The organism is Enterobacter asburiae (assembly GCF_024599655.1).
Classification (GTDB): Bacteria; Pseudomonadota; Gammaproteobacteria; order Enterobacterales; family Enterobacteriaceae; genus Enterobacter; species Enterobacter asburiae_D.
On the sequence record NZ_CP102247.1, the window covers coordinates 3,435,032 to 3,460,070 of the forward strand.

21 protein-coding genes are annotated in these 25,039 nt (G+C 56.7%); 10 read left to right on the plus strand and 11 right to left on the minus strand.

Annotation, left to right across the window (positions count from 1 at the left end):
- The first annotated feature begins 268 nt into the window (after positions 1 to 268).
- Together NQ230_RS16400 and NQ230_RS16405 are read left to right on the plus strand one after the other, a co-directional pair.
- A complete protein-coding gene (locus NQ230_RS16400; protein WP_023335029.1) occupies positions 269 to 1,570 on the plus strand; it encodes an MFS transporter in 1,302 nt (433 codons plus the stop codon).
- Between the two features lie 17 nt (positions 1,571 to 1,587).
- The gene (locus NQ230_RS16405; RefSeq protein WP_257258271.1) at positions 1,588 to 3,951 is read left to right on the plus strand and encodes a glycoside hydrolase family 31 protein; all 2,364 of its coding nucleotides are present in this window, start codon (positions 1,588 to 1,590) and stop codon (positions 3,949 to 3,951) included.
- An 82-nt stretch (positions 3,952 to 4,033) separates the two neighbouring features.
- On the opposite strand, the gene NQ230_RS16410 is transcribed toward NQ230_RS16405, so the two are convergent.
- Complete coding sequence (locus NQ230_RS16410; protein ID WP_032661296.1) at positions 4,034 to 5,629, minus strand: ABC-F family ATPase; 1,596 nt, start codon at positions 5,627 to 5,629, stop codon at positions 4,034 to 4,036.
- A gap of 222 nt (positions 5,630 to 5,851) precedes the next feature.
- On the opposite strand from NQ230_RS16410, the gene ldtB reads away from it, so the two are divergent.
- Positions 5,852 to 6,772, plus strand: coding sequence for a L,D-transpeptidase (gene ldtB / locus NQ230_RS16415; RefSeq protein ID WP_029740604.1), 921 nt, complete (start codon positions 5,852 to 5,854; stop codon positions 6,770 to 6,772).
- Positions 6,773 to 6,814: 42 nt separating this feature from the next.
- On the opposite strand, the gene NQ230_RS16420 is transcribed toward ldtB, so the two are convergent.
- The 9 genes from NQ230_RS16420 to mntR all read right to left on the minus strand — a co-directional run bounded on the left by NQ230_RS16420 (position 6,815) and on the right by mntR (position 17,455).
- Positions 6,815 to 7,531 (minus strand): GntR family transcriptional regulator, encoded by a 717-nt coding sequence (locus NQ230_RS16420; protein ID WP_121425670.1) that lies wholly within the window; start codon positions 7,529 to 7,531, stop codon positions 6,815 to 6,817.
- A 15-nt stretch (positions 7,532 to 7,546) separates the two neighbouring features.
- Positions 7,547 to 8,869, minus strand: coding sequence for a PTS sugar transporter subunit IIC (locus tag NQ230_RS16425; RefSeq protein ID WP_257258272.1), 1,323 nt, complete (start codon positions 8,867 to 8,869; stop codon positions 7,547 to 7,549).
- A gap of 51 nt (positions 8,870 to 8,920) precedes the next feature.
- Complete coding sequence (locus tag NQ230_RS16430; protein WP_257258274.1) at positions 8,921 to 10,297, minus strand: glycoside hydrolase family 1 protein; 1,377 nt, start codon at positions 10,295 to 10,297, stop codon at positions 8,921 to 8,923.
- 148 nt (positions 10,298 to 10,445) lie between these two features.
- A complete protein-coding gene (locus NQ230_RS16435; RefSeq protein ID WP_257258276.1) occupies positions 10,446 to 11,486 on the minus strand; it encodes an aldo/keto reductase in 1,041 nt (346 codons plus the stop codon).
- Positions 11,487 to 11,588: 102 nt separating this feature from the next.
- Positions 11,589 to 13,112 carry an efflux transporter outer membrane subunit gene (locus NQ230_RS16440; protein WP_252034756.1) on the minus strand — a complete coding sequence of 508 codons (1,524 nt, stop codon included), beginning with the start codon at positions 13,110 to 13,112 and terminating at the stop codon, positions 11,589 to 11,591.
- The gene (locus tag NQ230_RS16445) at positions 13,112 to 14,683 is read right to left on the minus strand and encodes a DHA2 family efflux MFS transporter permease subunit (protein WP_257258278.1); all 1,572 of its coding nucleotides are present in this window, start codon (positions 14,681 to 14,683) and stop codon (positions 13,112 to 13,114) included. Before NQ230_RS16445 ends, NQ230_RS16440 begins: the two co-directional genes overlap by 1 nt.
- Complete coding sequence (locus tag NQ230_RS16450) at positions 14,680 to 15,774, minus strand: HlyD family secretion protein (protein WP_257258279.1); 1,095 nt, start codon at positions 15,772 to 15,774, stop codon at positions 14,680 to 14,682. The genes NQ230_RS16445 and NQ230_RS16450 overlap by 4 nt, the downstream gene beginning before the upstream one ends.
- Before the next feature lie 101 nt (positions 15,775 to 15,875).
- Positions 15,876 to 16,985, minus strand: a complete 1,110-nt coding sequence (locus NQ230_RS16455; RefSeq protein WP_033145002.1) for an anion transporter — start codon at positions 16,983 to 16,985, stop codon at positions 15,876 to 15,878.
- Complete coding sequence (gene mntR / locus NQ230_RS16460; protein ID WP_045355726.1) at positions 16,982 to 17,455, minus strand: manganese-binding transcriptional regulator MntR; 474 nt, start codon at positions 17,453 to 17,455, stop codon at positions 16,982 to 16,984. The genes NQ230_RS16455 and mntR overlap by 4 nt, the downstream gene beginning before the upstream one ends.
- 183 nt (positions 17,456 to 17,638) lie before the next feature.
- Between mntR and mntS the strand changes: the two genes are divergently transcribed.
- Positions 17,639 to 17,767, plus strand: coding sequence for a manganase accumulation protein MntS (gene mntS / locus NQ230_RS16465; RefSeq protein WP_014831181.1), 129 nt, complete (start codon positions 17,639 to 17,641; stop codon positions 17,765 to 17,767).
- A gap of 283 nt (positions 17,768 to 18,050) precedes the next feature.
- Positions 18,051 to 19,634 carry a phosphoethanolamine transferase gene (locus tag NQ230_RS16470; RefSeq protein ID WP_121425385.1) on the plus strand — a complete coding sequence of 528 codons (1,584 nt, stop codon included), beginning with the start codon at positions 18,051 to 18,053 and terminating at the stop codon, positions 19,632 to 19,634.
- Positions 19,635 to 19,795: 161 nt separating this feature from the next.
- On the opposite strand, the gene ompX is transcribed toward NQ230_RS16470, so the two are convergent.
- Entirely contained in the window at positions 19,796 to 20,314 is a 519-nt protein-coding gene (ompX, locus tag NQ230_RS16475; RefSeq protein ID WP_121425386.1) for an outer membrane protein OmpX, read from the minus strand.
- Between the two features lie 354 nt (positions 20,315 to 20,668).
- Here ompX and rhtA point away from each other — a divergent pair, with 354 nt between their 5' ends.
- From rhtA to glnQ, 5 genes are all read left to right on the plus strand, one after another.
- A complete protein-coding gene (rhtA, locus tag NQ230_RS16480) occupies positions 20,669 to 21,556 on the plus strand; it encodes a threonine/homoserine exporter RhtA (protein WP_121425387.1) in 888 nt (295 codons plus the stop codon).
- Positions 21,557 to 21,855: 299 nt separating this feature from the next.
- A complete protein-coding gene (gene dps, locus NQ230_RS16485; protein ID WP_010428924.1) occupies positions 21,856 to 22,359 on the plus strand; it encodes a DNA starvation/stationary phase protection protein Dps in 504 nt (167 codons plus the stop codon).
- 362 nt (positions 22,360 to 22,721) lie between these two features.
- Complete coding sequence (gene glnH, locus NQ230_RS16490; RefSeq protein WP_025757271.1) at positions 22,722 to 23,465, plus strand: glutamine ABC transporter substrate-binding protein GlnH; 744 nt, start codon at positions 22,722 to 22,724, stop codon at positions 23,463 to 23,465.
- A 93-nt stretch (positions 23,466 to 23,558) separates the two neighbouring features.
- The gene (glnP, locus tag NQ230_RS16495; protein ID WP_003858462.1) at positions 23,559 to 24,218 is read left to right on the plus strand and encodes a glutamine ABC transporter permease GlnP; all 660 of its coding nucleotides are present in this window, start codon (positions 23,559 to 23,561) and stop codon (positions 24,216 to 24,218) included.
- A complete protein-coding gene (glnQ, locus tag NQ230_RS16500) occupies positions 24,215 to 24,937 on the plus strand; it encodes a glutamine ABC transporter ATP-binding protein GlnQ (RefSeq protein WP_023310879.1) in 723 nt (240 codons plus the stop codon). Before glnP ends, glnQ begins: the two co-directional genes overlap by 4 nt.
- Positions 24,938 to 25,039 lie beyond the last annotated feature (102 nt).

Here is a 25,039-nt window from a genome sequence, read left to right on the forward strand (position 1 = left end):
GCGAAATGAAAAAATTTTCATAGCGTATCCGTCAGGCAATAACTGACATAAATACCATCATGCCAGAGGCTTTTCGTCAGTTATGAGAAATTTTGCACAAAATCCACTATTGCCTGCTCATTTTCTCCCTTAAGGTGAACTTGTCACACAACTTCCATACTAGTTGTATAGCAACTTAAGCAGTTTAAACGGATAGAAATCAAAGAGATAAAAATCTGTGTGACACCTGAACCTCCGTCCCCTTACCGTCCGTCTTGTGGAGAGTAAAATGAGTCAGGACATCAATAACACCGTTGCGACAAGCAAAACCCGTCGCGTCATCAAGAACCTGCGCTGGTACGTGCTGGTGCTGTTCTTACTTGGCGTCACCGTTAACTACATCACCCGAAATTCGTTAGGCATTCTTGCCCCCGAGCTGAAAGAGAGCCTCGGGATCACCACCGAGCAATACTCCTGGATCGTCGGCGCGTTCCAGATCGCCTACACCATCTTCCAGCCCCTGTGCGGCTGGCTGATTGACGTTATCGGCCTGAAGATTGGCTTTATGGTCTGCGCCGGGATCTGGGCGCTGATGTGTATTTTCCACGCAGGGGCCGGAAGCTGGCTGCACCTGGCGATTCTGCGCTTCTTTATGGGTGCCTCTGAGGCCGCCGCCACTCCGGCGAATGCCAAAACCATCGGCGAATGGTTCCCGAAATCAGAGCGCCCCGTAGCCGCAGGCTGGGCGGGCGTGGGCTTTTCCATCGGCGCGATGCTGGCTCCGCCTATCATCTACTTTGCTCACGCCTCGTTCGGCTGGCAGGGCGCGTTTATGTTTACCGGCGTGCTGGCGCTGCTGTGGGTGATCCTGTGGTGGGCGTTCTACCACAACCCGGAGCAGCACCCGAACCTGAGCAAGGACGAGCTGGCGTTTATCAAGCAGGATAACGAACCGCCTGCGGTGAGACTGCCCTTCCTGACCGCGCTGAAAACCGTCTCGAAAAACAAACGCTTCTACGGTATCGCTATCCCGGCCTTTATGGCGGAACCCGCCTGGGCGGTGCTGAGCTTCTGGGTGCCGCTGTACCTCGCCAAAGAGCACGGTATGGATCTGAAGCAGATTGCGATGTTTGCCTGGCTGCCGTTCCTCGCCGCCGACCTCGGCAGCGTGGCGAGCGGCTACCTGACGCGTCTGTACACCCGCCTGTTCGGCTGCTCCCGCGTTAACTCGGTCGTTGCCAGCTCCGTGACGGGCGCGTTCCTGATGATCTCGCTGGGCATCGTGGCCATTACCCGCGACCCGTATATCACCATCGTGCTGATCTCCATCGGCGGCTTCGGGCACCAGATCATCTCCTGCATGCTGAGCGCCCTGGTCGTGGAATCGTTCGACAAAGGCCAGATGGCGACCGTCAACGGCATGCGCGGCTCGGCGGCGTGGATCGCCAGCTTCCTGTTCTCGCTATTAATCGGTGTGACCGCCGACAAAATCGGCTTTAACCCGCTCTTTATCGCCATGGGCTTTTTTGACCTGATTGGCGCTGTCTTCCTGGTAGCATTTATTGCTGAACGTCGCGCCAAGCGCGCCTGATAGTGGATGTATTGCATATGAAAACCCTGAAAAACTGGACCGTAGACAAGCAGTCGGCAAACCATCTGGAACTGCTGGTCGATAACCAGCACCGCCTGTGCCTGTATGTGCTGGAAGAGAACCTGTTCCGCGTGCTGATTAAGCGCAAAGGCGAGCTGGCGCTGGACCGCACCTGGAGCATCGCGCCGGAAAAAGACGTGCCCTGGGAAGGCCGCCGTCGTGATGACACAAGCGGCTTCTCCTGCCCGGCCTGGACCCTGACTCAGCAGAGCGAGACGCTCACCGTGGCAACCGAACAGCTGCGCGTGACCGTCCACCAGCCGCTGTGGCTGGAGTGGCACTACCGCAACGAGGCGGGCGAGTGGCAGCCGCTGGTCAACGACCGTCCAACCAGCGCCTACCTGCTGAACGCCCACGGCGACGGCGTAGCGCACTATCTGAGCCGTCGTAAGGACGAACGTTTCTACGGCCTGGGCGAGAAAGCGGGCGATCTGCAGCGCAACGGCAAACGCTATGAGATGCGCAACCTCGACGCAATGGGGTACAACGCGGCCAGCACCGACCCGCTCTACAAGCACATCCCGTTCACTATCGCCCGCCGCGACGACGTCAGCTACGGCCTGTTCTACGACAACCTGAGCAGCTGCTGGCTGGATCTGGGCAACGAGATCGACAACTACCACACCGCCTACCGTCGCTGGCAGGCGGAAGCGGGCGATATCGATTACTACATGTTTACCGGCAAACGCGTGCTGGACGTCACCAAAGCCTTCGTGCGCCTGACCGGGAAAACGCTGTTCGGACCGAAGTGGAGCCTGGGCTACAGCGGCTCGACCATGCACTACACTGACGCGCCGGACGCGCAGAACCAGCTGATGAACTTCATCCGCCTGTGCGAAGAGCACGCCATTCCGTGCGATTCGTTCCAGCTCTCCTCCGGCTATACCTCCATCAACGGCAAGCGCTACGTCTTCAACTGGAACTATGACAAGGTGCCGCAGCCGAAGGTGATGAGCCAGGCGTTCCACGACGCGGGGCTAAAGCTTGCGGCCAACATCAAGCCGTGCCTGCTGCAGGACCATCCGCGCTATAACGAAGTGGCGGAAAGCGGTCTGTTTATTCGCGATTCAGAAACCGACGCGCCTGAACGTTCCAGCTTCTGGGATGACGAAGGCTCGCACCTCGATTTTACCAACCCGCAGACGGTGCAGTGGTGGCAGAACGGCGTCACCACCCAGTTGCTGGAGATGGGCATCGACTCTACCTGGAACGACAACAACGAATACGAAGTGTGGGACGGGGAGGCGCGCTGCTTTGGCTTCGGCAAGGAGATCGCCATCAAGCACATTCGCCCGGTGATGCCGCTGCTGATGATGCGCGCCTCGCTGGAAGCGCAGCAGCGTTTCGCGCCGGAAAAGCGCCCGTACCTGATTTCCCGCTCCGGCTGCGCCGGGATGCAGCGCTACGTCCAGACCTGGAGCGGAGATAACCGCACCAGCTGGGAGACCCTGCGCTATAACATCCGCATGGGGCTGGGCATGAGCCTGTCCGGCCTGTTCAACGTCGGTCACGACGTCGGCGGTTTCTCCGGCGACAAGCCGGACGCCGAGCTGTTCGTGCGCTGGGTGCAGAACGGCGTGATGCACCCGCGCTTTACCATTCACTCGTGGAACGATGACCACACCGTGAACGAGCCGTGGATGTACCCGGGCGTCACGCCGGCCATTCGCGGCGCGGTTGAGCTGCGCTACCGCCTGCTGCCGTATCTCTATACCCTGCTCTGGCAGGCGCACGCCGACGACGAGCCGATGCTCCGCCCGACCTTCCTCGACCACGAGCACGATGTGCAGACGTTTGAAGAGTGCGATGACTTCCTGCTGGGCCGCGATCTGCTGGTGGCCAGCGTCGTCGAAGCCGGGCAGCGCGAGCGCCGCGTCTGGCTGCCGGATAACGCCACCGGCTGGTATGATTTTTACACCCACGCGTGGTATGCGGGCGGCCAGTCGATCGTCCTCGACGCGCCGCTGGAAAAACTGCCGCTGCTGGTGCGCGCCGGTGCCGGTCTGCCGCTGAGCGAACGCATTACCCACGTGTCCGCTGAAAAAGACAACACTCGCGAGCTGAAGCTGTTCCCGGTGAAGGGCGTCGGGACAACCAACGGCATGCTGTTTGAAGACGACGGCGAAAGCTGGGGCTACCAGAACGGCAATGCGCTGTGGGTGGAGTGGGAAATGGTGTGCGATGGCGCAACCATCAACCTGAAGGTCAACGCGCGCGGGGATTATCGTCCGGCGTGGAAAGCGCTGAAGGTGTCGCTGCCTGTAGGGGAAAAACGTACGCTGCTGGTGAACGGGGTTGAAGGGGGTGAGTGGGTGCTTTGAGCATTGCCGGGTGGCGGCTTCGCCTTACCCGGCCTACAAACTGACTCGTAGGCCCGGTAAGCGTAGCGCCACCGGGCTTTTTTTAGCCGTCGATACCTTTACTGCGCAGGTAATCTTCGTAGTTACCGGTGAAGTCCACTACGCGCTCTGGCGTAATTTCGATCACGCGGGTCGCCAGCGAGCTGACGAACTCACGGTCGTGAGAGACGAAGATCAGGGTGCCCTGATACATCTCCAGCGCCATGTTCAGGGATTCGATAGACTCCATGTCCAGGTGGTTAGTCGGTTCGTCCATCACCAGGATATTCGGTTTTTCCATCATCAGCTTGCCGAACAGCATGCGGCCCTTCTCACCACCGGAGAGTACTTTAGCCGGCTTTTTGATGTCGTCCTGGCTGAACAGCAGACGACCCAGAATGCTGCGCACCGCCTGCTCGTCGTCACCTTCCTGCTTCCACTGGCTCATCCAGTCGAAGACGGTCAGATCGTTTTCGAACTCGTATTCATGGTCCTGCGCGTAGTAGCCAATCTGCGCGTTTTCAGACCACTTCACGGTCCCGTTGTCCGGCTGCAGTTCACCGACCAGGGTTTTCAGCATGGTGGATTTACCCACTCCGTTGGCACCCAGAATGGCAATCTTCTCGCCCACTTCCAGCAGCAGGTTGAATTTTTTAAACAGCGGGCCGTTCTCAAAGCCTTTTGCCAGGGCTTCCACTTCCAGCGCGTTACGGAACAGTTTCTTGTCCTGCTCGAAGCGGATGAACGGGTTCTGACGGCTGGAGGCTTTGACTTCGTCCAGCTTGATTTTGTCGATCTGACGCGCACGCGAGGTCGCCTGACGCGACTTAGAGGCGTTAGCGCTAAAGCGGCTGACGAAGGACTGCAGGTCAGCAATCTGCGCTTTCTTCTTGGCGTTATCCGCCAGCAGACGTTCACGGGCCTGGGTGGCCGCCGTCATGTATTCGTCGTAGTTGCCCGGGTACACGCGCAGCTCGCCGTAGTCCAGATCCGCCATGTGCGTACAGACCATGTTCAGGAAGTGACGGTCGTGCGAGATGATGATCATGGTGCTGTCGCGATCGTTCAGCGTCTGCTCCAGCCAGCGGATGGTGTCGATGTCCAGGTTGTTCGTCGGTTCGTCGAGCAGCAGGATGTCCGGGTTAGAGAACAGCGCCTGTGCCAGCAGCACGCGCAGCTTCCAGCCTGGCGCAACTTCGCTCATCGGGCCGTAATGTTGTTCAACTGGAATGCCCACGCCCAGCAGCAGCTCGCCCGCGCGCGCTTCCGCAGAGTAGCCGTCCATCTCGCCGTACTGCGTTTCCAGTTCGGCCACTTTATAGCCGTCTTCTTCGCTCATTTCGGCCAGCGCGTAGATGCGATCGCGCTCCTGCTTCACTTCCCACAGTTCCCCATGCCCCATGATCACGGTGTCAAGCACGGTGAACTCTTCGAAGGCGAACTGATCCTGACGCAGCTTACCGATACGCTCGTTAGGGTCGAGCGATACGTTGCCGAGCGTCGGCTCCAGGTCACCGCCGAGGATCTTCATAAAGGTGGATTTTCCGCTACCGTTGGCACCAATCAGGCCGTAACGGTTGCCGCCGCCAAATTTGACGGAAATGTTTTCGAACAGCGGCTTACTGCCAAACTGCATAGTGACGTTGCTGGTAACTAACACGGGGAGATTCCTGCGAAAAGTGTGATAAACACGGCATTATGCCACAATTCCGAATTGAGATCCCGTGTTGCGGCAATCCACTAAACTTTAACAAAATCGAAAAAAATGTGATTTCGTACACATCTGAATTCCCTGTGAGCGGGAATGCACATATAATGCGCTCCCATCACAGATTCAGACTTATCAACTCATCGCCAGAATGGCTTAGATACCTCGCACAACATGAACATGAAATTAACAACGCTTTTTGCGGCGGCGTTAGCCGTAGTAGGTTTTTGTAAGACCGCGTCTGCGGTGACGTATCCCCTGCCAACAGACGGTAGCCGTCTGGTGGGCCAGAACCAGGTTGTGACGGTACCAGAAGGTAACTCTCAGCCACTGGAGTATTTCGCTGCGCAGTACCAGCTGGGCCTGTCTAACATGCTGGAAGCGAACCCGGGCGTTGACCCGTATCTGCCGAAAGCGGGTACCGTGCTGAATATTCCTCAGCAGCTGATCCTGCCGGATACCGTTCATGAAGGTATCGTGATTAACAGCGCCGAAATGCGTCTGTATTACTATCCGAAAGGCACCAACACCGTTATCGTGCTGCCAATCGGTATCGGCCAGCTGGGTAAAGACACCCCAATGAACTGGACCACCAAAGTTGAGCGTAAGAAAGCGGGCCCAACCTGGACGCCGACTGCCAAAATGCACGCAGAATACATCGCTGCGGGCGAACCGCTGCCAGCCGTTGTGCCGGCAGGCCCGGATAACCCAATGGGTCTGTACGCGCTGTACATTGGCCGCCTGTACGCTATCCACGGCACCAACGCCAACTTCGGTATCGGCCTGCGCGTAAGCCACGGCTGCGTGCGCCTGCGTAACGACGACATCAAGTTCCTGTTCGAAAACGTGCCGGTCGGTACGCGCGTGCAGTTCATCAACGAACCGGTGAAAGCGACCTCTGAGCCAGACGGCAGCCGCTACATCGAAGTGCACAACCCGCTGTCCACCAGCGAAGACCAGATCAACAATAACGAAATCGTCCCTGTTACGCTGAACAGCGCGGTGCAGGCGGTGACCTCTCAGCCAGACGTAGAAACGGCGATTGTTGACCAGGCGGTGCAGAACCGCTCCGGTATGCCGGTGCGTTTGAACTGATAGTGAAGCATTAAAAAAGCGGGCCTCGTTGCCCGCTTTTTTTTACCCGTTATTCACGATCACGATCCCTCCGTGGTCGTAGCGATAGTGGCAGTGGGCATACTCCAGCGGCGTGCCATCCTCCAGATAAATCACCTGCTCCACTTCCAGTACGGGATCGGTCTGCTCGCAGACCAGATGCTCCCTGTCCAGCGCGTTGGGCTTAAGCGCCCGCACCACCCGATATGACCCCATAATTTTCAGCCCCAGCGTCTCCTGCACGTACTGGAACACCGAACCTTCAAGATGGTTTTTCGTCAGGCCCGGCACCAGATTCATCGGCATCACCGTGGAGTCCAGCGACATCGGTTCGCCGTTCAGCAAACGGAGTCTAATGAAGTCATAGATCGGCGCATCGGCGTTAATCATCAGCGACGCCTGCTCTTTCTCATTCGGAAAGCGCAGCTCGAAATGCACCACCCGGCTGGTCACCGTGCCCAGATGTTCCCAGGTTTTGGTCGCGCCGAAGTAGTCGCTGCCGGAAAGATCCCACTGCGAGAGCTGGAGGAAATTTTTACGGATGAACGTGCCCTGCCCCTGGCGGGTATAGACCAGACCTTCGACGATCAACTGGCGCATCGCCTGCTGAATGGTCATCCGGCTGGTGCTGAACTCCGCCGCCAGCGCAAACTGGTCCGGCAGGGGTTCGTTGGCGGCGTACTGCTGGCTGATAATGCGTTTCTTAATTTCCCGCGCTATGGTGATGTACTTCGCCGCCATCGTCCTTCCTTTCAGTTAGTTTTCTATCCCGCTGTTTTTCAACGCCACTCTCTCGGCAATTTTGAGGAAAGGCAGGTAGAAGAATACACCAAATACAATGATTGCCAACTGCACCACCACCGCGCGCCAGTCCCCCGCCGTCGCCAGCCAGGCGCTGAGAATGGGCGGCGTTGTCCAGGGGATCATCACCACGCAGCGCGACATTAACCCCAGCGTGGTACAGAGCCAGGCGAAGTAAATGCCGATGGCGGGCAGCAGCACAAACGGGATCATCAGCGGCAGGTTAAACACGATCGGCAGGCCGAAGATCACCGGCTCGTTGATGTTGAACAAACCGGGCGCCAGCGACAGACGCGCCACCTGCTTCGCCGATTTTTGACGAGAGAAGATAAAGATGGCGATCAGCAGCGAGATCGTGCTGCCCGTGCCGCCCACCATGCCAAACGTCGGCACGAAGATGTTGTTGATGATATGCGGGATGGGCTGACCGTTGGCGAAGGCCAGCATGTTCTCGTTGGTGTTGATCAGCAGGAACGGCTCCAGCACCACGCTGTTCACCACCGACTGGTGAATACCGAGCGTGAACAGGAAGTTACCGAAGCTGTAGATGAAGATCGTCCCCGGCAGGCTGGTGTTGATCAGCCGCAGCGGCTGCTGGATAAAGGTGGTAATGAGATGGATCAGGTCCGTGTGCAGCACGTTTGCCAGCACGGCCGCCAGTATCGCAAACAGCGAGAGCGTGAGAATAGTCGGGATCAGCGCAGTAAAGGATTTGCTCACCGCCGGAGGCACGTTTTCCCCGAGGGAAATGTGCAGCGCCTTCAGGCGCGAAATAGCGATAAACAGTTCCGTTGAGAGCAGCCCGATCAGCACCCCGGCGAAAATCCCGGTTGAGCCAATGTTGGCGAACGTCAGCACCTGGGTGACGTTCACCGCGGCGTCGCTGCCGACGGGCGTAAGCTGCAGGCGCATCGGCATCATGATGATGAAGCTGCTGACGGCGATAACCACTGCCGAGACCGGATTGTCGAAATCTTTGTTGCGCGCCAGCGACCAGGCAATCATCGGCGCCAGCAGCAGCGCGGCGATGTTCAGCGTGCCGTTGATAATCGCCTCGCCCCACACTTTGAAGTGTGCCAGCGTATCGCCGTGAAAAACCCACGGAAACACCACGTTGTTCACCAGCACCGCCAGACCGGCGAGGATGAAAATGGGCATCACCGTGGCGAAGGCGTCGCGCAGGGAGCGCAGGTGCACCTGGTTTGCCAGGCGCGCCGAGAACTCAACAAATTTATCGACAAAAGACTGCATGTGCGGTGTTATTTTTGCTTCAGACATAGCGGAGTGTTCCCATCAATCAGTCACAAAAACGGCCCGGCAGCGTACGGCTTACATCTCGCGCCCGTTGGTATGGATAACCTGTTTTAACCACGCGTAGCTTTTCTTCGGCACGCGCTTCAGGTCTTTCAGGTCGTGATTTTCACGGTTGACATAGACCACACCGTAGCGCTTACGCATGTCGCCCTGAGAGCTGAGAATGTCGATCAACCCCCAGCCGAGGTAGCCGATCACCTCCGCCCCGTCCTCGAACATCGCCTCCTTCATAGCCTCGATATGCGCCCGGTGGTAGTCGATGCGGTAGGTGTCATCAATCGGGTTCACGCCGTCCCAGGACTCAATCACCCCAATGCCGTTCTCGATCGGGAACACAGGCAGGCGCCAGTCGTTGGCGTAGCGGGTGATGATGGTGCGAAAGCCCAGCGGATCGATCTGCCAGTTCCACTCGGTGGCCTTCAGGTACGGGTTGTTTTTCTCGCCGTGCAGCAGGTAATAGTTCACCGGCGTGCCTTCCGGGATCGCATCGCTGTCCAGCGTTTTGCTGGCGTAGTAGCTGAAGGCCATATAGTCGTTTCTGGTGCGCGCCAGCAGCGCGAGATCCTCGGCGCGATAGATATCACCAAAGCCCTCCTGCTCCACCACCGCCATCACCGCCGGGCTGTAGCCCTGCCCGGCGAAGACGCGCAGCAGGTTCTGGTTGAGGAACTCATCGTACTGCTGGGCGCAGAAGATATCGCGCGGTTTGCAGGTGGCCGGGTAGATCAGCTGGTGCGCCAGCATGCCGCCCATCAGTTGGCCCGGTTTGGTCTGGTGCAGATACTCGGTCAGCGCCATGTGCGCTACCATGGTGTGATGCTGCAGCTCGTACAGCTCGCGCAGGGTTTTCTCGCCTTTCATATAGCCCGAAATACGGAACGCTTCCGGCATGTGGAAGATGTTTTGCTCGTTGAAGGTCAGCCAGTACTTCACGCGGTCGCCATAGCAGTCGATCATCTTTTTACCGTAGCGGATAAAGGCGTCCATCACGCGGCGGTCGTTGAAGCCGTTGTACTCCTGCGCCAGCGCCAGCGGCATATCGAAGTGGTAAAGACAAACCATCGGCTCGATGCCGCGGGCGATGAGATCGTCGATAAAACGGTCGTAAAACGCGATGCCCTCGTCGTTAAAATCGCCGTCGCCCTGCGGGCAGACGCGGCTCCATGAGATCTGGAAGCGGTAGCAGTTTATGCCCAGATCCTGCATCAGGTCGAAATCTTCCCGGTAGCGGTGGTAGGAGTCGGTCGCGACTTTCCAGTCGGAGATGTTCTCCCCGGCTTCGCGAATGTCGTACACCGACATGCCTTTCCCGCCCTCGTTCCAGGCCCCTTCCGTCTGCATGCTGGACACCGAGTTGCCCCATAAAAAATTGGCTGGCAGTGATTTGTTCATGGTCTCTCCCTATATGACTAGTCATTTAAAATTTCATGACTAGTCATATAGGCGAAGATTAAATTTGGATCAAAGAGGAGGATCGTTTTTTGTGAGCAGTGCGGGAAAAAAGCCCCGATAAGCGAAGCGCCACCGGGGAAAAGGAAGGTTACTGCTGTGCGAGCTGGTTACGACGATACTCCCCCTGCCGCTCCAGCATCCAGCCGGGATACTCGCGCGGCAGCGCGCTCACCGCATCAAGCTGCTTAAGCTCGTCTTCGCTTAAGCGGATCCCGGTCGCGGCGATATTGTCGTCCAGCTGATCGACGCGTTTCGCACCAATAATCACGCTGGTCACGGCTTTTTGATGCAGCAGCCAGGCCAGCGCGATTTGCGCGACGGAGACGCCCTTGCTTTCGGCGATAGTGCGCATTACGTCCACGCAGTCGAAGGCGCGATCTTTATTCACCGGCGGGAAGTCGAACTCCAGGCGGCGACCACCGGCTTCACTCTGCCCGTCGCGGCCATATTTTCCGCTTAGCAGGCCGCCCGCCAGCGGGCTCCAGACCATCAGCCCGACGCCTTCGCTCTGCATCATCGGCACCAGCTCGCGCTCCAGATCGCGCCCGGCAATGGTGTAATACGCCTGCAACGACGCGAAACGCGCCAGCCCAAGACGTTCAGAAATACCGAGCGCTTTGGCAATCTGCCACGCCGCCCAGTTCGAGACGCCGATGTAGCGCACGTGCCCATGCTGCACCAGGTTATCCAGCGCGTAGAGCATCTCTTCAATCGGCGTTGCGGGGTCGAAGCCGTGAAGCTGGTAGAGATCGATATGATCGAGCTGCAGGCGGCGCAGGCTCTCCTTCACGCTGCTGACGATGTGATAGCGCGAGCTGCCGCGCGAGTTCACCCCTGCCGTTCCCGTTTCGCCGAACACTTTCGTGGCGACCACCACGTTCTCGCGCGGGATTTTAAGGTTTTTCAGCGCCTGACCGGTGATCTCCTCCGAGCGCCCTTCAGAGTAAACGTCCGCGGTGTCGATAAAGTTGATCCCGGCATCCAGCGCGCCCCCCACCAGCTGCTCGGCTTCACTTTGCTGGAGCTGGCCAATCTTGCCCCACATGCCGCCCTCACCGCCGAAGGTCATGGTGCCGAGGCACAGTTCAGAAACAAACAGACCGGTGTTGCCCAGTTTTTGATAACGCATAAGTTATTCCTCGCATGTCGATTGGGTACCCGATAGTTATACCCGCCCCTCAGCCATCGCGAATGTGGTGTTCCTGTCCGTTTCTTGCCCAATCCTCTGAATTTATCCGCGCGGGGCGTCGCCAAAGACGCTGTAGTCCGGTAATTGCACCTGCTGATACGGCTCCCAGCCGCCGCCGAGCGCCTTGTAGAGCGCCACCAGATCGAGCGCGCTCTGCACCTGCGCCTGTGCGCGCTGCTGCTGGGCCTGCGCCAGCTGACGCTGAGCGTCCAGCACGTCGATAAAGCTGGCAATCCCCTGCCGGTAGCTGTCGCTTGCCAGGTCAAAGGCGTTTTGCAGGGCGTCGATCGTTTTTGCGAGACCCGCTTCACGCTGCTGGTCGGTGCGATAGCTCACCAGCGCGTTTTCGACATCGCCGAGCGCGGTCAGCACCGTCTGGCGATAGTCCAGCACCGCCGCCCCCTGCTGCGCGCGCGCCACCTTCACGCTGGAGACCAGTCGACCGCCCTGGAAGATGGGAATAGAGACCTGCGGGCCGAAGCTGTAGAAGTGGCTGCTCCAGTCGGTCAGCCAGTTGGTTTCGCTGTTGCGCAGGCCAAACTGCCCGGAGAGCGTAAAGCTCGGGAACAGCTCCGCCACCGAGACGCCGATTTGCGCCGTCGCGGCGTGGAGGTTCGCCTCCGCTTCCCGCACGTCTGGCCGACGGCGCGCCAGCGTGGATGGAATGCCCGTTTGCACAATATCCGGCAGGGCAGGCATCGGCTGCACGCTTTGCAATTCCGCATCCAGCGCCCCCGGCGGCTTGCCGAGCAGGATCGCCAGGCCGTTCATCGCCTGCCGCTCCTGCGCCTGATATTGCGGAAGCTGTGCTTCAAGGTTGCCTAACTGCGCCCGGGCATTTTCCACATCCATCTGCGGCGACAGCCCGCCCCGCTGGCGGCTTTCGGTTAGATCCAGCGTCTGCTGCGCGCTTTTAATCTGGGTGTTCAGCGTGGCGATAATGCTCTGCGCCCCGCGCAGCTGTAGCCACGCGCGCGCCACTTCGGCTTCCAGCGACACCAGCGCGTCGTTACGCTGCTCGATAGCCGCTTTCTGCTGCGCTTCGGCGGCTTCCACCTGACGACGCACCTTGCCCCACAGGTCGATTTCCCACTGGGCGTCGAAGCTGCCCTGGTAGAGGTTAATCGGCTGCGTCAGCGGCCCCAGCGCGCCTTTCAGATTGGGATCGATGCTATCCACCTGGTCGTACACGCCGTGGGATTTCAGCTCCCCTTCCAGCCCAAGCTGCTGGCGCGTCGCCTGCAGATTGCCGTTCACCGACGGATAAAACGCCCCGCCCGCCTGATTAATCTGTTCACGCGCCCCGGCGATGCGCAGCACCGTCTGCTGCAGCGTCAGGTTTCCGGCGATGGCGCGTTCAACCAGGCTGTCGAGCTGCGGCGAGCCGAAGGTTTTCCACCAGCGCGGGTTGGTCGCGGCGGAGGTGGTTTGCGACTTCACCGCGCTGTCGCCCTTATCGTTCCAGTGCGTGACGGAAGGTGGTGCGGGCTGCTGGTAGTCCGGCCCGACGGCGCAGCCCGCCAGCAGCATCATTATCATCAGAGGGTGTAAACGTCTGTGTATCATCAATGTGCTCCTGCACTCCCCTCGCTCTTAACCGGCGAGAGCAACAAACAAAACGGAATCAGTAACAAGGCCACCGCGCTCAGAATGGTGAAGACGTCGATGTAGGCCAGGATGCGCGACTGCTCAATCATGGTCTGGTACATGCGCCCGGTGGCAATGCCGGTGGGATCGCCCACCTGGGTGGTGAAGTTCTGGATCGCCTGCGCGCCTTCGCGTATCGCGAGCTGGAACTGCTCGTTAAACGGCGAGGCGTGGTACGCCAGATGGGCGCTGTGCGCCTGCGCGCGTTCGGTGATGGCCGCCGTCGAGAGCGATATGCCAATCGAACCCGCAACGTTGCGGAACATGGTGAACAGCGCTGCCGCATCGGCGTTGAGCCGTCTCGGAATCGAAATAAAGGCAATGGTAGTCAGCGGCACAAACAGGAACCCCAGCCCAATCGACTGGGCGCTGCGGAACAGCACCAGGGTTTCGAAGTCGATATCCGGCGTCAGCGTGCGCGACCAGAAGAACGACACCGCCAGACAGGTAAAGCCAAAGGCAATAATCCAGCGGGTCTGCACCACCGGCATCAGCTTCAGCACCAGCGGGATAGTTAATACGATCAGCACCGCCCCGGGCGACAGCACCAGCCCGGACCAGGTGGCGGTGTAGCCCAGGTCCTGCTGCGCCAGCTGCGGGATCACCACCGAGCTGCCGTACAGGATCATCGCCATCCCCGCCATCAGCAGGCTGGAGACGGTAAAATTTCGATCCTTCATGCAATGAAGGTCAACCACCGGCTTTTTGGCATACATCAGCCAGTAAATCGCACCAATGATGCCGATCAGCGTTAATACCGCGAAAGTGCGGGTAAAGTTCGAGTTAAACCAGTCTTCGTCTTCCCCCCGGTCGAGCATCACCTGCAGACAGCCCAGTCCCAGCGCTATCAGGCCGATCCCCGTCCAGTCGATACTCAGCTTCTCTTTCGATTTGCTCTCCCACGGCGGATCTTCCAGCAGCTGGTAGATCGCCAGCACCGTCACAATCCCCACCGGAATGTTGATGAAGAACACCCAGCGCCAGGAGTAGTTATCGGTGATCCAGCCGCCCAGCGTCGGGCCGAGGACCGGCGCAACGATAATCGCAATGGAGGAGAGACCAAACGCTTTGCCCCTGTCTTCGGGTTTGAAGTAGTCGAGCAGCACCGACTGCTGCGTGGGCTGCAGCCCGCCGCCAAAGAAGCCCTGCATCACGCGGAACAGGATGATCTGCCACAGCTCGGTGGCGATGCCACACAGGAACGAGCAGACGGTGAACATGACGATGCAGATCAGGAAGAACTGCTTGCGCCCAAACACCCGGCTCAGAAACGCCGAGATGGGCAGCACGATACCGTTCGCCACCAGATAGCTGGTTAACACCCAGGTCGATTCGTCATAGCTGGACGAGAGCGAGCCGGCCACGTGGGGCAGCGCCACGTTGACGATAGTGGTGTCCAGAATTTCCATAAACACCGCCAGGGTGACGACAATCGCCACCGCCCACGGGTTGCTGGCGGGTTTCCAGCTGTCGTGGCTGTGATCCGTCATTCCACCGTCACCTTCGGTGCCACCGACAGCCCCAGCGGCAGCGGTTTGTTAGGATCGAGGCCCTTATCAATCACGATTTTGACCGGCACGCGCTGCACAATTTTGACGAAGTTACCGGTGGCATTTTCTGCCGGGAAGGCGGAGAAGCGTGAGCCGCTGCCCTGCTGGATACTGTCTACGTGGCCCTCAAGCTCCATATCCGGCCACGCGTCGACGGACACGGTGACCTTATCGCCCGGCTTCATGCGCTCAAGCTGCGACTCTTTAAAGTTCGCGACCACCCACACGTTCGGGGAAACCAGCGAGAACAGCGCCGTTCCCGCCTGCACCAGCGTGCCGGGCTGCACGTTGCGTTTGGTGACAACACCGTCGAACGGGGCGCGGACTTCGGTGTAAGAGAGGTTAAGGTTGGCGGTTTCCAGCTGCGCTTTAGCCTGATCGACCTGACGCTCGCGCGCTTCAACGTTAGTTTCCTGCTGGCGAATCTGCAGCTGAACCTGCTCCGCCACTTCCAGCTGTGCCTGGGCGCTAGCCAGTCCTGCCTGGGCGCTACGCAACTGAGCGTTCGCGGAATCGATGCTTTGCTGGGTAGTCGCACGCGGGTCAACGCCGCGCTGACGGCGGTACTCCGCCTGCGCGTTTGCCAGATCGGCCTGCGCTTTCAGCACCTGCGCTTTGGCTTCGTCACGCTGGGCGGGATATTGCACCTTCGAGAGCGCCAGCTGTGCCTGCGCCTGATGCAGCTGAGCAAGCGCCAGCCCAAGCTGCGCCTGAGCCTGATCGCGCTGTGCGGTGGTATCGCGAGGATCGATAACCACCAGCAGATCCCCTTTTTTCACGCGCTGGTTATCGCGCACGCGCAGCTCGGTGACGTAGCCCGCCGTTTTGGGGGCAATCGTCACCACGTCGCCGTCGGTAAAGGCGTCGTCGGTCGTCTCTTCGTTACGGGTTAAAAACCACCACACCAGCGCCACGACGACCATTACCACCACGACAATGCCGAGGATAATTAACGGTTTCTTGCCCGGGCGCTTACGCTCATTATTGTTTTTTTCCTGCTCGTCAGCAGGCGGGTTTTGATCTTCAGCCATAGTTCAGCAACGGTCCTGTCAGTGAGCGGCATCACACTATGCCGTTCACTAAAGCTAGGACGTTGCTATACGTTTGCCAGGAAAAACTGACAAATTGCGCACTATATGAGAAGGAATATTCCGAAACCGATCGCCGCGGCCCAAACCAGCATCGGAATCGACCAGACGTGGAAACGCCACCAGATACGACGGTCGTTGGCCATACGCAGGGCAATCAGGTTTGCCAGCGAACCGGGCAGCAGCCCAAACCCGCCGATGTTCACCGCCCAGGCCAGGAGCGTATCGGGCGGAACATAGTTGAGCAGCAGAATGGTGGACGGCACGTTGCTGATAAACTGCGACAGGCCAATCGCCGTCAGCCACAGCCCCGGCTGAGACAGCGTGCTGACGCTGTGCAGAACATTTTGCAGCACCGGAAGCTGGATAAGGAGATGCACATCAATAAACATCGCCATAAAGACCAGCAGCAGCGTCCAGTCCACGCTCACCAGCACGCGACGCGCCAGGACAACAAAACCCGCGGCAACGAGCAGGACGCCCGCCAGCTCATACTTCAGCTCCAGCGCGAACAGAAAGACGATGTATAACCCGAGACAGCTCCACACCAGACGAGGCTGCCACTGCGGACCCGTTGTGCCGCTGTGGTACTGCAGCTTTTTATCCGGAAATGCAAACCAGCACACCGCCATCAGCGACAGCATCATCACCAGCGCCAGAGGGGCCATCTGCCAGGTAAAGGCGGCGAACGACAGACCGGACCGTCCCCAGAGAAGGATATTTTGCGGGTTGCCGATTGGCGTCAGAAGTGAGCCTGCATTGACGGCCAGCGCTTCAAAGATGATCAAGCGGCTGACGGGGATCTCGCACAGCTTACGCAGCGTAAGCGTGAGAGGCACGATGATAAACAGCGCCACATCGTTGGTCAGAAACGTCGACAGCACCGCGGCGGAGAACACCATAAACAGGGACAGCCTGCGTTCGGTGGCAAAGCGGCGCACCATTTTACGTCCCAGGACGTCAAAATAGCCGCTCAGCTCAACCCCTTTGGTGAGCATCATCAGGCCGCTCAGGGTAATGATGGTGCGCCAGTCAATCGCGGCGGGCCAGGCGTGTGGGGCAAACGGCACAAAGAGGCTTAACGCTGCGCCAATAATTAATAAGAGATGGAAGAAACGATCGCGTGCCAGGGCCTGCAGTCCAGGGATTTTCATTCAGCGGAGGGACCATATTTAAGGGTAAATTCGCGAAACTTCACCAGCGTCTCTTCGCTAACGTGGTGTTCCATTCCTTCCGCATCCCGGCGGGCGATCTCCGGGCTAACGCCCAGCACCAGTAAAAAATTCTCGACAAGCTGATGGCGCTCGCGGCTCTCCTGCGCGAGCTTCTCCCCTTCTGGCGTCAGAAAAACACCGCGCCAGGGGATCATTTCAATTAAGCCCACGGAGGCCAGGCGTTTTAACATTTTAGCGACAGTTGGCTGTGAAACCCCCAGCCTGGCGGCCATATCGACCTGGCGCGCTTCACCAACCTCACGGATCAGATCGGAAATGAGTTCAACATAATCATCAATCAGTTCACGCCGGTGCGCTTCGCGGACCTGGCGAAAACCTTCGACATGTTCTTCAACATTCACCAGTTGCGTCGTTTTCCTTATTGTCGGATGACCTGCGCGACGGTTCATTGTACTTCCTCAGTGGGGTGACGCTTCCAGCGCCCGGTTTGGAGAGCGCACATTGTAAACCATAGCTCCGCAAGCACAAAAAATTAACGAAATAGCCATAGCTATACAATATAGCCTGTGCTATATCTGTATGTAATGCAGTCACCCTTCACGGATCGAAGGGATCAAAACTCAGGAGGTCTTATGAACGAATTCAAGAGGTGCATGACCGTGTTTACTCACTCTCCTTTTAAAGTGCGCTTAATGCTGTTGAACATGCTGTGCGATATGTTTAACAACAAACCGCATCAGGACGACAAACCTTCCCACTAAGCGGCGTTGCGGTACGCCGCTTCATTTTCCCGTCACAATCTCGCTGTAAACTGGCTTCCAGCCGCCTTATTCCCGATCTTTTTTACGGATTTGCAGTCCCCTTCGCAAAACATCTGCTTAGCAACTGTTGATATTATTTAGCGCTCGCACTATCTTCTTGCAGCCCTGCACAATTTGCGGCTCGCTGAAGCGGACCCTCATTCCCTCTCCACGCACTGTCAGGCAGGTTATGACCCTTGACGCCAGGGTGAGCACATGGCGTTTTCATCCATGATAGTGACCTATGAATGTAACCCTGATAGATACCGTTGTGACCCGCAGCCGGGCCTTAAGCCCGTGGACGGGTTTTTACTTTTTGCAGTCATTACTGATTAACTTTGCGCTGGGTTATCCCTTTAGCCTGCTCTACGCGGTGGCGTTCACCTGCGTTCTGCATGTGCTGTGGCGAGCCGCACCGCGCGTGCAAAAGGCGTTAATCGGGATCTGTTCGCTGGTTGCTGCACTCTATTTCCCGTTTGGCCAGGCTTACGGCGCGCCAAACTTTAATACCCTGCTGGCGCTGCACTCGACCAATATGGAAGAGTCGACGGAGATCTTGACGATCTTCCCGTGGTACAGCTACGTGGTCGGGATCTTTATCTTCGCGTTGGGCGTTATCGCCATCCGCCGTCAGTCGGGCGAGAAAAAATCCTGGGGTAAGATCGAAATACTCTGTCTGGTGTTCAGCATTGCCGTGGCGTTCGTCGCCCCCATCCAGAATATTCCCTGGGACGGTAAGCTAAGGCTCATCAATATCGGCTATCCGGTTTTCCGCTTCGTGAAAGACGTCGTTGTAAATAATAAAGAGGTTCTCGACGAACAGGCGCGCATGGCTGAGCTTTCCAATATGAAAGACACCTGGAACGTGCTGGCCGTTAAGCCGAAATATCACACCTATGTGGTGGTGATTGGCGAAAGTGCACGTCGCGATGCAATGGGAGCCTTCGGCGGACACTGGGATAACACACCGTTTGCCAGTTCGGTCAAAGGCACGCTGTTTACCGATTATGTCGCGGCCAGCGGCTCGACGCAGAAATCGCTCGGCCTGACGCTTAACCGGGTCGTCGACGGCAAACCTCAGTATCAGGATAATTTTGTCACCCTGGCAAACCGCGCGGGTTATCAGACCTGGTGGTTCTCCAATCAGGGGCAAATTGGCGAATACGATACGGCCATCGCCAGTATCGCCAAGCGTGCCGACGAAGTGCAGTTCCTGAAGAACGGCGACTTTGAAGCCGACAAAAACACCAAAGACGAAGCGCTGTTGAAAATGACGGCACAGGTCTTCGCCACGCCGCGCACCCAGCCTCAGCTGATCGTCCTGCACCTGATGGGGTCGCACCCGCAGGCCTGCGATCGGACCGGCGGGAAGTACGCGGAGTTCGTGCAGTCCAAAGAGACGTCTTGCTATCTCTACACCATGACGCAAACCGACGACCTGCTGAGCAAGCTGTACGATCAGCTACGCAATACGGGCGACAGCTTCTCCATGGTCTATTTCTCGGATCACGGGCTGGCGTTTAAAGAGCGTGGTAAAGAGGTGCAGTACCTGGCGCACGATGACAAGTTCCAACAGAACTTCCAGGTGCCGTTTATGGTGCTGTCGAGTGATGATAAAACGCATCGCGTGATTAAAGCGCGTCGTTCGGCAAATGATTTCCTGCAGTTCTTCTCGCAGTGGACGGGGATTAAGGCCGAGCAGATAAAAACGGCTTACCCGTTTGTCTCTAACAAGAAAGCTCCCCCAGTGTACGTTACCAACTTCAAGTTACAGAAAGTTGACTATAACCATCTGGGTACGGATATTTTTGATATTAAGAGTAAGTAGTTTCTGCCGTCTCGTGCGGTCTGATGCCCTCACCCTGGCCCTCTCCCACAGGGAGAGGGTACAAACACTAAAAACGGCAACCAGAGGTTGCCGTTTTGCTTTTACCTTCTAAAAAAAAATCCGCCACAATGGGCGGATTTTTTATTTAATCACCGGAGTGATTAGAAGCGGTAACCTACGCCCGCGATCCAGGTGCCAACGTCAACGTTGCGGATACGGCTCTGCTCATAGGAGAAGTCCAGAGCAACGTCCTGGATTGGGTTGAACTGCAGGCCTGCGCCATAGGAGAAACCGTAGTCGCTGTTGCTTGCAGTGCGGCTTTCGCTCAGGTTTTCAGTCTGCTGGAATTTACCGTAGCCAACACCTACAACACCGTAGATGCTCGCCCAGTCATTCAGACGGTAAGCTGGACCAGCAGTGATACCGTAGTACTGGCCTTTGTTGTATGCGCCGTTTTCAGAACGATCTTTCTCGGTGTAGGTGAAAGAACCGATCACGCCCAGTGGGTTGTTATCCTGCTCGTAGCGATACTTCAGGTTGAAACCGTTAGCTTTGTTCATCACGCCCTGATAGTCGCTCTGAGCGTAACCACCAGTAACTGTAGAAGTAGCAGCTACAGCGGTACCTGCGGAAACAGCCAGTACAGCGGCCAGTGCTGAAAGACATGCAATTTTTTTCATAACCACCTCAAATGTGCTTCAAGTAAGTCCGTAAGTTTTAAATATATCAAAAAAATTTGCGAAACTCTTTGTGATTCGTGATGTCTAATGAAACCTTTCCTGTAACAGAACGTTTCCAGCGTCAGCTATCTCTTTCAAATCACATGCAATTTTCACTACTAAATGCGCATAGTGCGCGCACGCGCCGTTACATTCATCCAGATTATTCCTAATCTATCAGGCGATAAATCCACCAGCGCTTAACCATTTTACGGATTTCACGAGGTTTTTTTTCAACAGCGCCTCAACCGTTGCCGCTTATTTCCTTTACACTGCAACCTTTACCTCATTTGACATAAGCTGACAGGAGAAAGGATGCCTGGGTTATCCCGCACGTCGTCGGTCTGGTTGCCGGTCGCAGTCATACTCATCGCCATGTTGTCCATTCAAAGCGGTGCTTCGCTTGCAAAATCGCTTTTTCCGCTGGTTGGCGCGCCTGGGGTCACCGCCCTGCGTATCGTGCTGGGCACGGCGATACTGGTGGTCATTTTCAAACCCTGGCGTCTGCGCTTCAAAAAGGAGCAGCGTTTACCCCTGCTGTTTTATGGACTCTCCCTGGGGGCAATGAACTATCTGTTCTACCTCTCTATTCAGACGATACCGCTGGGGATCGCCGTCGCGCTGGAGTTTACCGGCCCGCTGGCGGTGGCGCTTTTCTCCTCGCGACGTGCGGTCGATTTTATCTGGGTCGTGTTAGCCGTGCTGGGATTATGGTTCCTGCTTCCCCTGGGCCAGAGTGTCGCTGAGATTGATCTGACGGGCGCAGCCCTGGCTCTGGGTGCAGGCGCCTGCTGGGCCGTCTATATACTCACGGGCCAGCGTGCGGGAGAAGAGCACGGTCCGGCGACCGTCGCGTTGGGGTCACTGATCGCTGCCATCGTCTTTGTGCCCATCGGCATGGCGCAGGCTACCGAATCTATCTGGCAATGGTCGGTTATGCCCATCGGGCTGGCGGTCGCGATTCTCTCTACCGCACTCCCCTATTCTCTGGAGATGATTGCCCTTACGCGTCTGCCGACACGCATATTTGGCACCCTGATGAGCATGGAGCCTGCGCTAGCCGCCATTTCCGGGATGGTGTTTCTCGGCGAAACACTCACACTGACCCAGACGCTGGCGCTCTGCTCGATTATCGCGGCATCAATGGGCTCGACGCTCACCATGCGCCCTGAACCTAAAGTTGAGAAAGTGGATATCAGCTAAGGCCATATATTCTGCATGGCCTCCACGCCATGCAGAATAAAGGCCAGAAAGACAGTCGTTATAATTTCTTACACACTTTACGCTATTTGCGAAATATCCCTCTGCGTTTACATCCCCATTCAGCAATTAAGATTGATCTGTATCAATTTTAAAATTAACCATTAATTTCAAGCAATTAAATTCTCAACCTCCTTCTCGCTATTAAACCGATAGGCACAGCCAAACCGCAGACAAAAAATCCGGTGCTATACTTAGTTCCGTAATTACCTGGGACATAAACATCAAGAGGATATGAGATTATGAGTACCGCTAAACTGGTGAAAACGAAAGCGTCTAATCTGCTTTATACCCGTAACGATGTATCGGATAGCGACAAAAAAGCGACTATTGAGTTGCTGAATCGCCAGGTGATCCAGTTCATCGATCTTTCGCTGATCACCAAACAGGCCCACTGGAATATGCGCGGTGCAAACTTTATTGCCGTTCATGAAATGCTGGATGGCTTCCGCACAGCACTGGTTACCCACCTCGATACGATGGCTGAACGTGCCGTTCAGCTAGGCGGCGTGGCGCTGGGTACCACGCAGGTGATCAACAGCAAAACGCCGCTGAAGAGTTATCCGCTGGATATCCATACCGTTCAGGATCACCTGAAAGAGCTGGCGGACCGCTACGCGATTGTGGCCAATGACGTGCGCAAAGCGATTGGCGAAGCCAAAGACGAAGATACTGCAGACATTTTCACCGCCGCGTCCCGCGACCTGGATCAGTTCCTGTGGTTTATCGAATCTAACATCGAGTAATTCATACGAATTTTCTATCAAACCCTCGCCCTCCGGTGAGGGTTTTGCACATCTATGGTGCACAGTTTTTGTCTGCACACCTGCAAAAGTGAACGAAATGTAATAATCACTTCACACAACCGTTAACGGAAGATTGTTTTTTCGTCAGAATTTACGCTAAATATCTCCCCGTCAGTTGAGCCAAACGAAGCGCACCAAAACAGTGCTCCACTTTGGTGCAATAAAACCTCATTGCCCCATTTATTGTGCAATGCATGACATCATCCCCTTTGCAAAACAACAGCTTGTAAAGTTGGCACGATTTTTTCATTGTGCCACCTGTTCTCGCAGGGGATCGCCCCGTGGATATAAAAGGAAATGCTATGAAGTCTGTATTAAAAGTTTCACTGGCTGCACTTACCCTGGCTTTTGCAGTGTCCTCTCAGGCTGCCGATAAACTGGTTGTGGCGACCGACACGGCGTTCGTTCCGTTTGAATTCAAACAGGGTGATAAATACGTTGGTTTTGATGTGGATCTGTGGGCCGCTGTCGCAAAAGAACTCAAGCTGGATTACACCCTGAAGCCGATGGACTTCAGCGGCATCATCCCGGCACTGCAAACCAAGAACGTTGATCTGGCGCTGGCAGGCATCACCATTACCGATGAACGTAAAAAAGCGATCGACTTCTCTGACGGCTACTACAAAAGCGGCCTGCTGGTCATGGTCAAAGCCGATAATAACGACGTAAAAAGCGTGAAAGATCTCGACGGCAAAGTGGTGGCAGTGAAGAGCGGCACCGGTTCTGTTGATTACGCGAAAGCAAATATCAAAACCAAAGACCTGCGTCAGTTCCCGAACATCGACAACGCGTACATGGAACTCGGCACCAACCGTGCTGACGCTGTTCTGCACGACACGCCTAACATCCTGTACTTCATCAAAACAGCAGGTAACGGCAAGTTCAAAGCCGTTGGTGAGTCTCTGGAAGCACAGCAGTACGGTATCGCGTTCCCGAAAGGCAGCGACGAGCTGCGCACGAAAGTTAACGGCGCGCTGAAAACGCTGAAAGAGAACGGCACCTATAACGAAATCTACAAAAAATGGTTCGGTACCGAGCCTAAATAATTTCACCTGAATTCAGGTTTGTAATGCCCGGTGGCGCTGCCGCTTACCGGGCCTACGTTTTTCGTTTTTCACCACGGTATACAGGAATACATCATGCAGTTTGACTGGAGCGCCATCTGGCCTGCCATTCCACTCTTGCTTGAAGGCGCTAAAATGACCCTGTGGATTTCGGTCCTGGGTCTGGTTGGTGGGTTGATTATCGGTCTTGTCGCCGGTTTCGCTCGCACCTACGGCGGCTGGATCGCAAACCATATCGCACTGGTTTTCATCGAAGTGATCCGCGGCACGCCTATCGTCGTGCAGGTCATGTTCATCTACTTCGCCCTGCCAATGGCGTTCACCGACCTGCGCATCGACCCGTTCAGCGCAGCCGTCGTGACCATTATGATCAACTCAGGCGCTTACATCGCGGAAATCACCCGCGGTGCGGTGCTGTCGATTCATAAAGGTTTCAGTGAAGCCGGTCTGGCGCTAGGTCTTTCTCGTCGCGAAACGATCCGCCACGTTATTCTGCCGCTGGCGCTGCGTCGCATGCTACCACCGCTCGGTAACCAGTGGATTATCAGCATCAAAGATACGTCGCTGTTCATTGTTATCGGCGTGGCCGAGCTGACCCGTCAGGGTCAGGAGATCATTGCTGGCAACTTCCGCGCGCTGGAAATCTGGAGTGCGGTAGCCGTTGTCTACCTGATCATTACTCTGGTTCTGAGCTTCGTTCTGCGTCGTCTTGAAAGAAGGATGAAAATCCTGTGATTGAATTTAAAAACGTTTCCAAGCACTTTGGCCCAACCCAGGTGCTGCACAATATCGATCTGAACATCAAACAGGGTGAAGTGGTGGTGATTATTGGGCCATCCGGCTCCGGTAAATCCACCCTGCTGCGCTGCATCAACAAGCTGGAAGAGATCACCAGCGGCGATTTGATCGTCGACGGCCTGAAGGTGAACGACCCGAAAGTGGATGACCGTCTGATTCGTCAGGAAGCGGGCATGGTGTTCCAGCAGTTCTACCTGTTCCCGCACCTGACGGCGCTGGAAAACGTGATGTTTGGCCCACTGCGCGTGCGCGGTGCCAGCAAAGCGGCGGCGGAAGCGCTGGCAAAAGATCTGCTGGCAAAAGTCGGTCTGGCAGAACGTGCGCACCACTACCCTTCCGAACTGTCCGGTGGTCAACAGCAGCGTGTGGCAATTGCCCGCGCCCTGGCGGTCAAACCGAAAATGATGCTGTTTGATGAGCCGACGTCCGCACTCGACCCGGAGCTGCGTCACGAGGTGCTGAAGGTCATGCAGGATCTGGCGGAAGAAGGGATGACGATGGTGATCGTAACCCACGAAATCGGCTTTGCTGAGAAAGTGGCGTCCCGCCTGATCTTTATTGATAAAGGCCGCATCGCGGAAGACGGTAACCCGCAGGAGCTGATCGCGAACCCGCCGAGCCAGCGTTTGCAGGAGTTCCTTCAGCACGTATCCTGATAGTTAGCTTCACACGTAAGCCGGGCATGCCCGGCTTTTTTACGCCAGATTGTTCCCAAAAATCCCCCTCCTCGCCTCGACTTCTATACTTATCATTTTGTT

What these genes read in the sequence shown, in the direction of transcription:
- glnP (WP_003858462.1), top strand. Translation starts at nt 23,559, where the DNA reads ATGCAGTTTGACTGGAGCGCCATCTGGCCTGCCATTCCACTCTTGCTT.
- NQ230_RS16440 (WP_252034756.1), bottom strand. Translation starts at nt 13,112, where the DNA reads ATGATACACAGACGTTTACACCCTCTGATGATAATGATGCTGCTGGCG.
- mntR (WP_045355726.1), bottom strand. Translation starts at nt 17,455, where the DNA reads ATGAACCGTCGCGCAGGTCATCCGACAATAAGGAAAACGACGCAACTG.
- NQ230_RS16455 (WP_033145002.1), bottom strand. Translation starts at nt 16,985, where the DNA reads ATGAAAATCCCTGGACTGCAGGCCCTGGCACGCGATCGTTTCTTCCAT.
- NQ230_RS16420 (WP_121425670.1), bottom strand. Translation starts at nt 7,531, where the DNA reads ATGGCGGCGAAGTACATCACCATAGCGCGGGAAATTAAGAAACGCATT.
- NQ230_RS16450 (WP_257258279.1), bottom strand. Translation starts at nt 15,774, where the DNA reads ATGGCTGAAGATCAAAACCCGCCTGCTGACGAGCAGGAAAAAAACAAT.
- NQ230_RS16435 (WP_257258276.1), bottom strand. Translation starts at nt 11,486, where the DNA reads ATGCGTTATCAAAAACTGGGCAACACCGGTCTGTTTGTTTCTGAACTG.
- dps (WP_010428924.1), top strand. Translation starts at nt 21,856, where the DNA reads ATGAGTACCGCTAAACTGGTGAAAACGAAAGCGTCTAATCTGCTTTAT.
- NQ230_RS16470 (WP_121425385.1), top strand. Translation starts at nt 18,051, where the DNA reads ATGAATGTAACCCTGATAGATACCGTTGTGACCCGCAGCCGGGCCTTA.
- ldtB (WP_029740604.1), top strand. Translation starts at nt 5,852, where the DNA reads ATGAACATGAAATTAACAACGCTTTTTGCGGCGGCGTTAGCCGTAGTA.
- NQ230_RS16400 (WP_023335029.1), top strand. Translation starts at nt 269, where the DNA reads ATGAGTCAGGACATCAATAACACCGTTGCGACAAGCAAAACCCGTCGC.
- NQ230_RS16445 (WP_257258278.1), bottom strand. Translation starts at nt 14,683, where the DNA reads ATGACGGATCACAGCCACGACAGCTGGAAACCCGCCAGCAACCCGTGG.
- rhtA (WP_121425387.1), top strand. Translation starts at nt 20,669, where the DNA reads ATGCCTGGGTTATCCCGCACGTCGTCGGTCTGGTTGCCGGTCGCAGTC.
- NQ230_RS16425 (WP_257258272.1), bottom strand. Translation starts at nt 8,869, where the DNA reads ATGTCTGAAGCAAAAATAACACCGCACATGCAGTCTTTTGTCGATAAA.
- glnH (WP_025757271.1), top strand. Translation starts at nt 22,722, where the DNA reads ATGAAGTCTGTATTAAAAGTTTCACTGGCTGCACTTACCCTGGCTTTT.
- NQ230_RS16430 (WP_257258274.1), bottom strand. Translation starts at nt 10,297, where the DNA reads ATGAACAAATCACTGCCAGCCAATTTTTTATGGGGCAACTCGGTGTCC.
- NQ230_RS16405 (WP_257258271.1), top strand. Translation starts at nt 1,588, where the DNA reads ATGAAAACCCTGAAAAACTGGACCGTAGACAAGCAGTCGGCAAACCAT.
- ompX (WP_121425386.1), bottom strand. Translation starts at nt 20,314, where the DNA reads ATGAAAAAAATTGCATGTCTTTCAGCACTGGCCGCTGTACTGGCTGTT.
- mntS (WP_014831181.1), top strand. Translation starts at nt 17,639, where the DNA reads ATGAACGAATTCAAGAGGTGCATGACCGTGTTTACTCACTCTCCTTTT.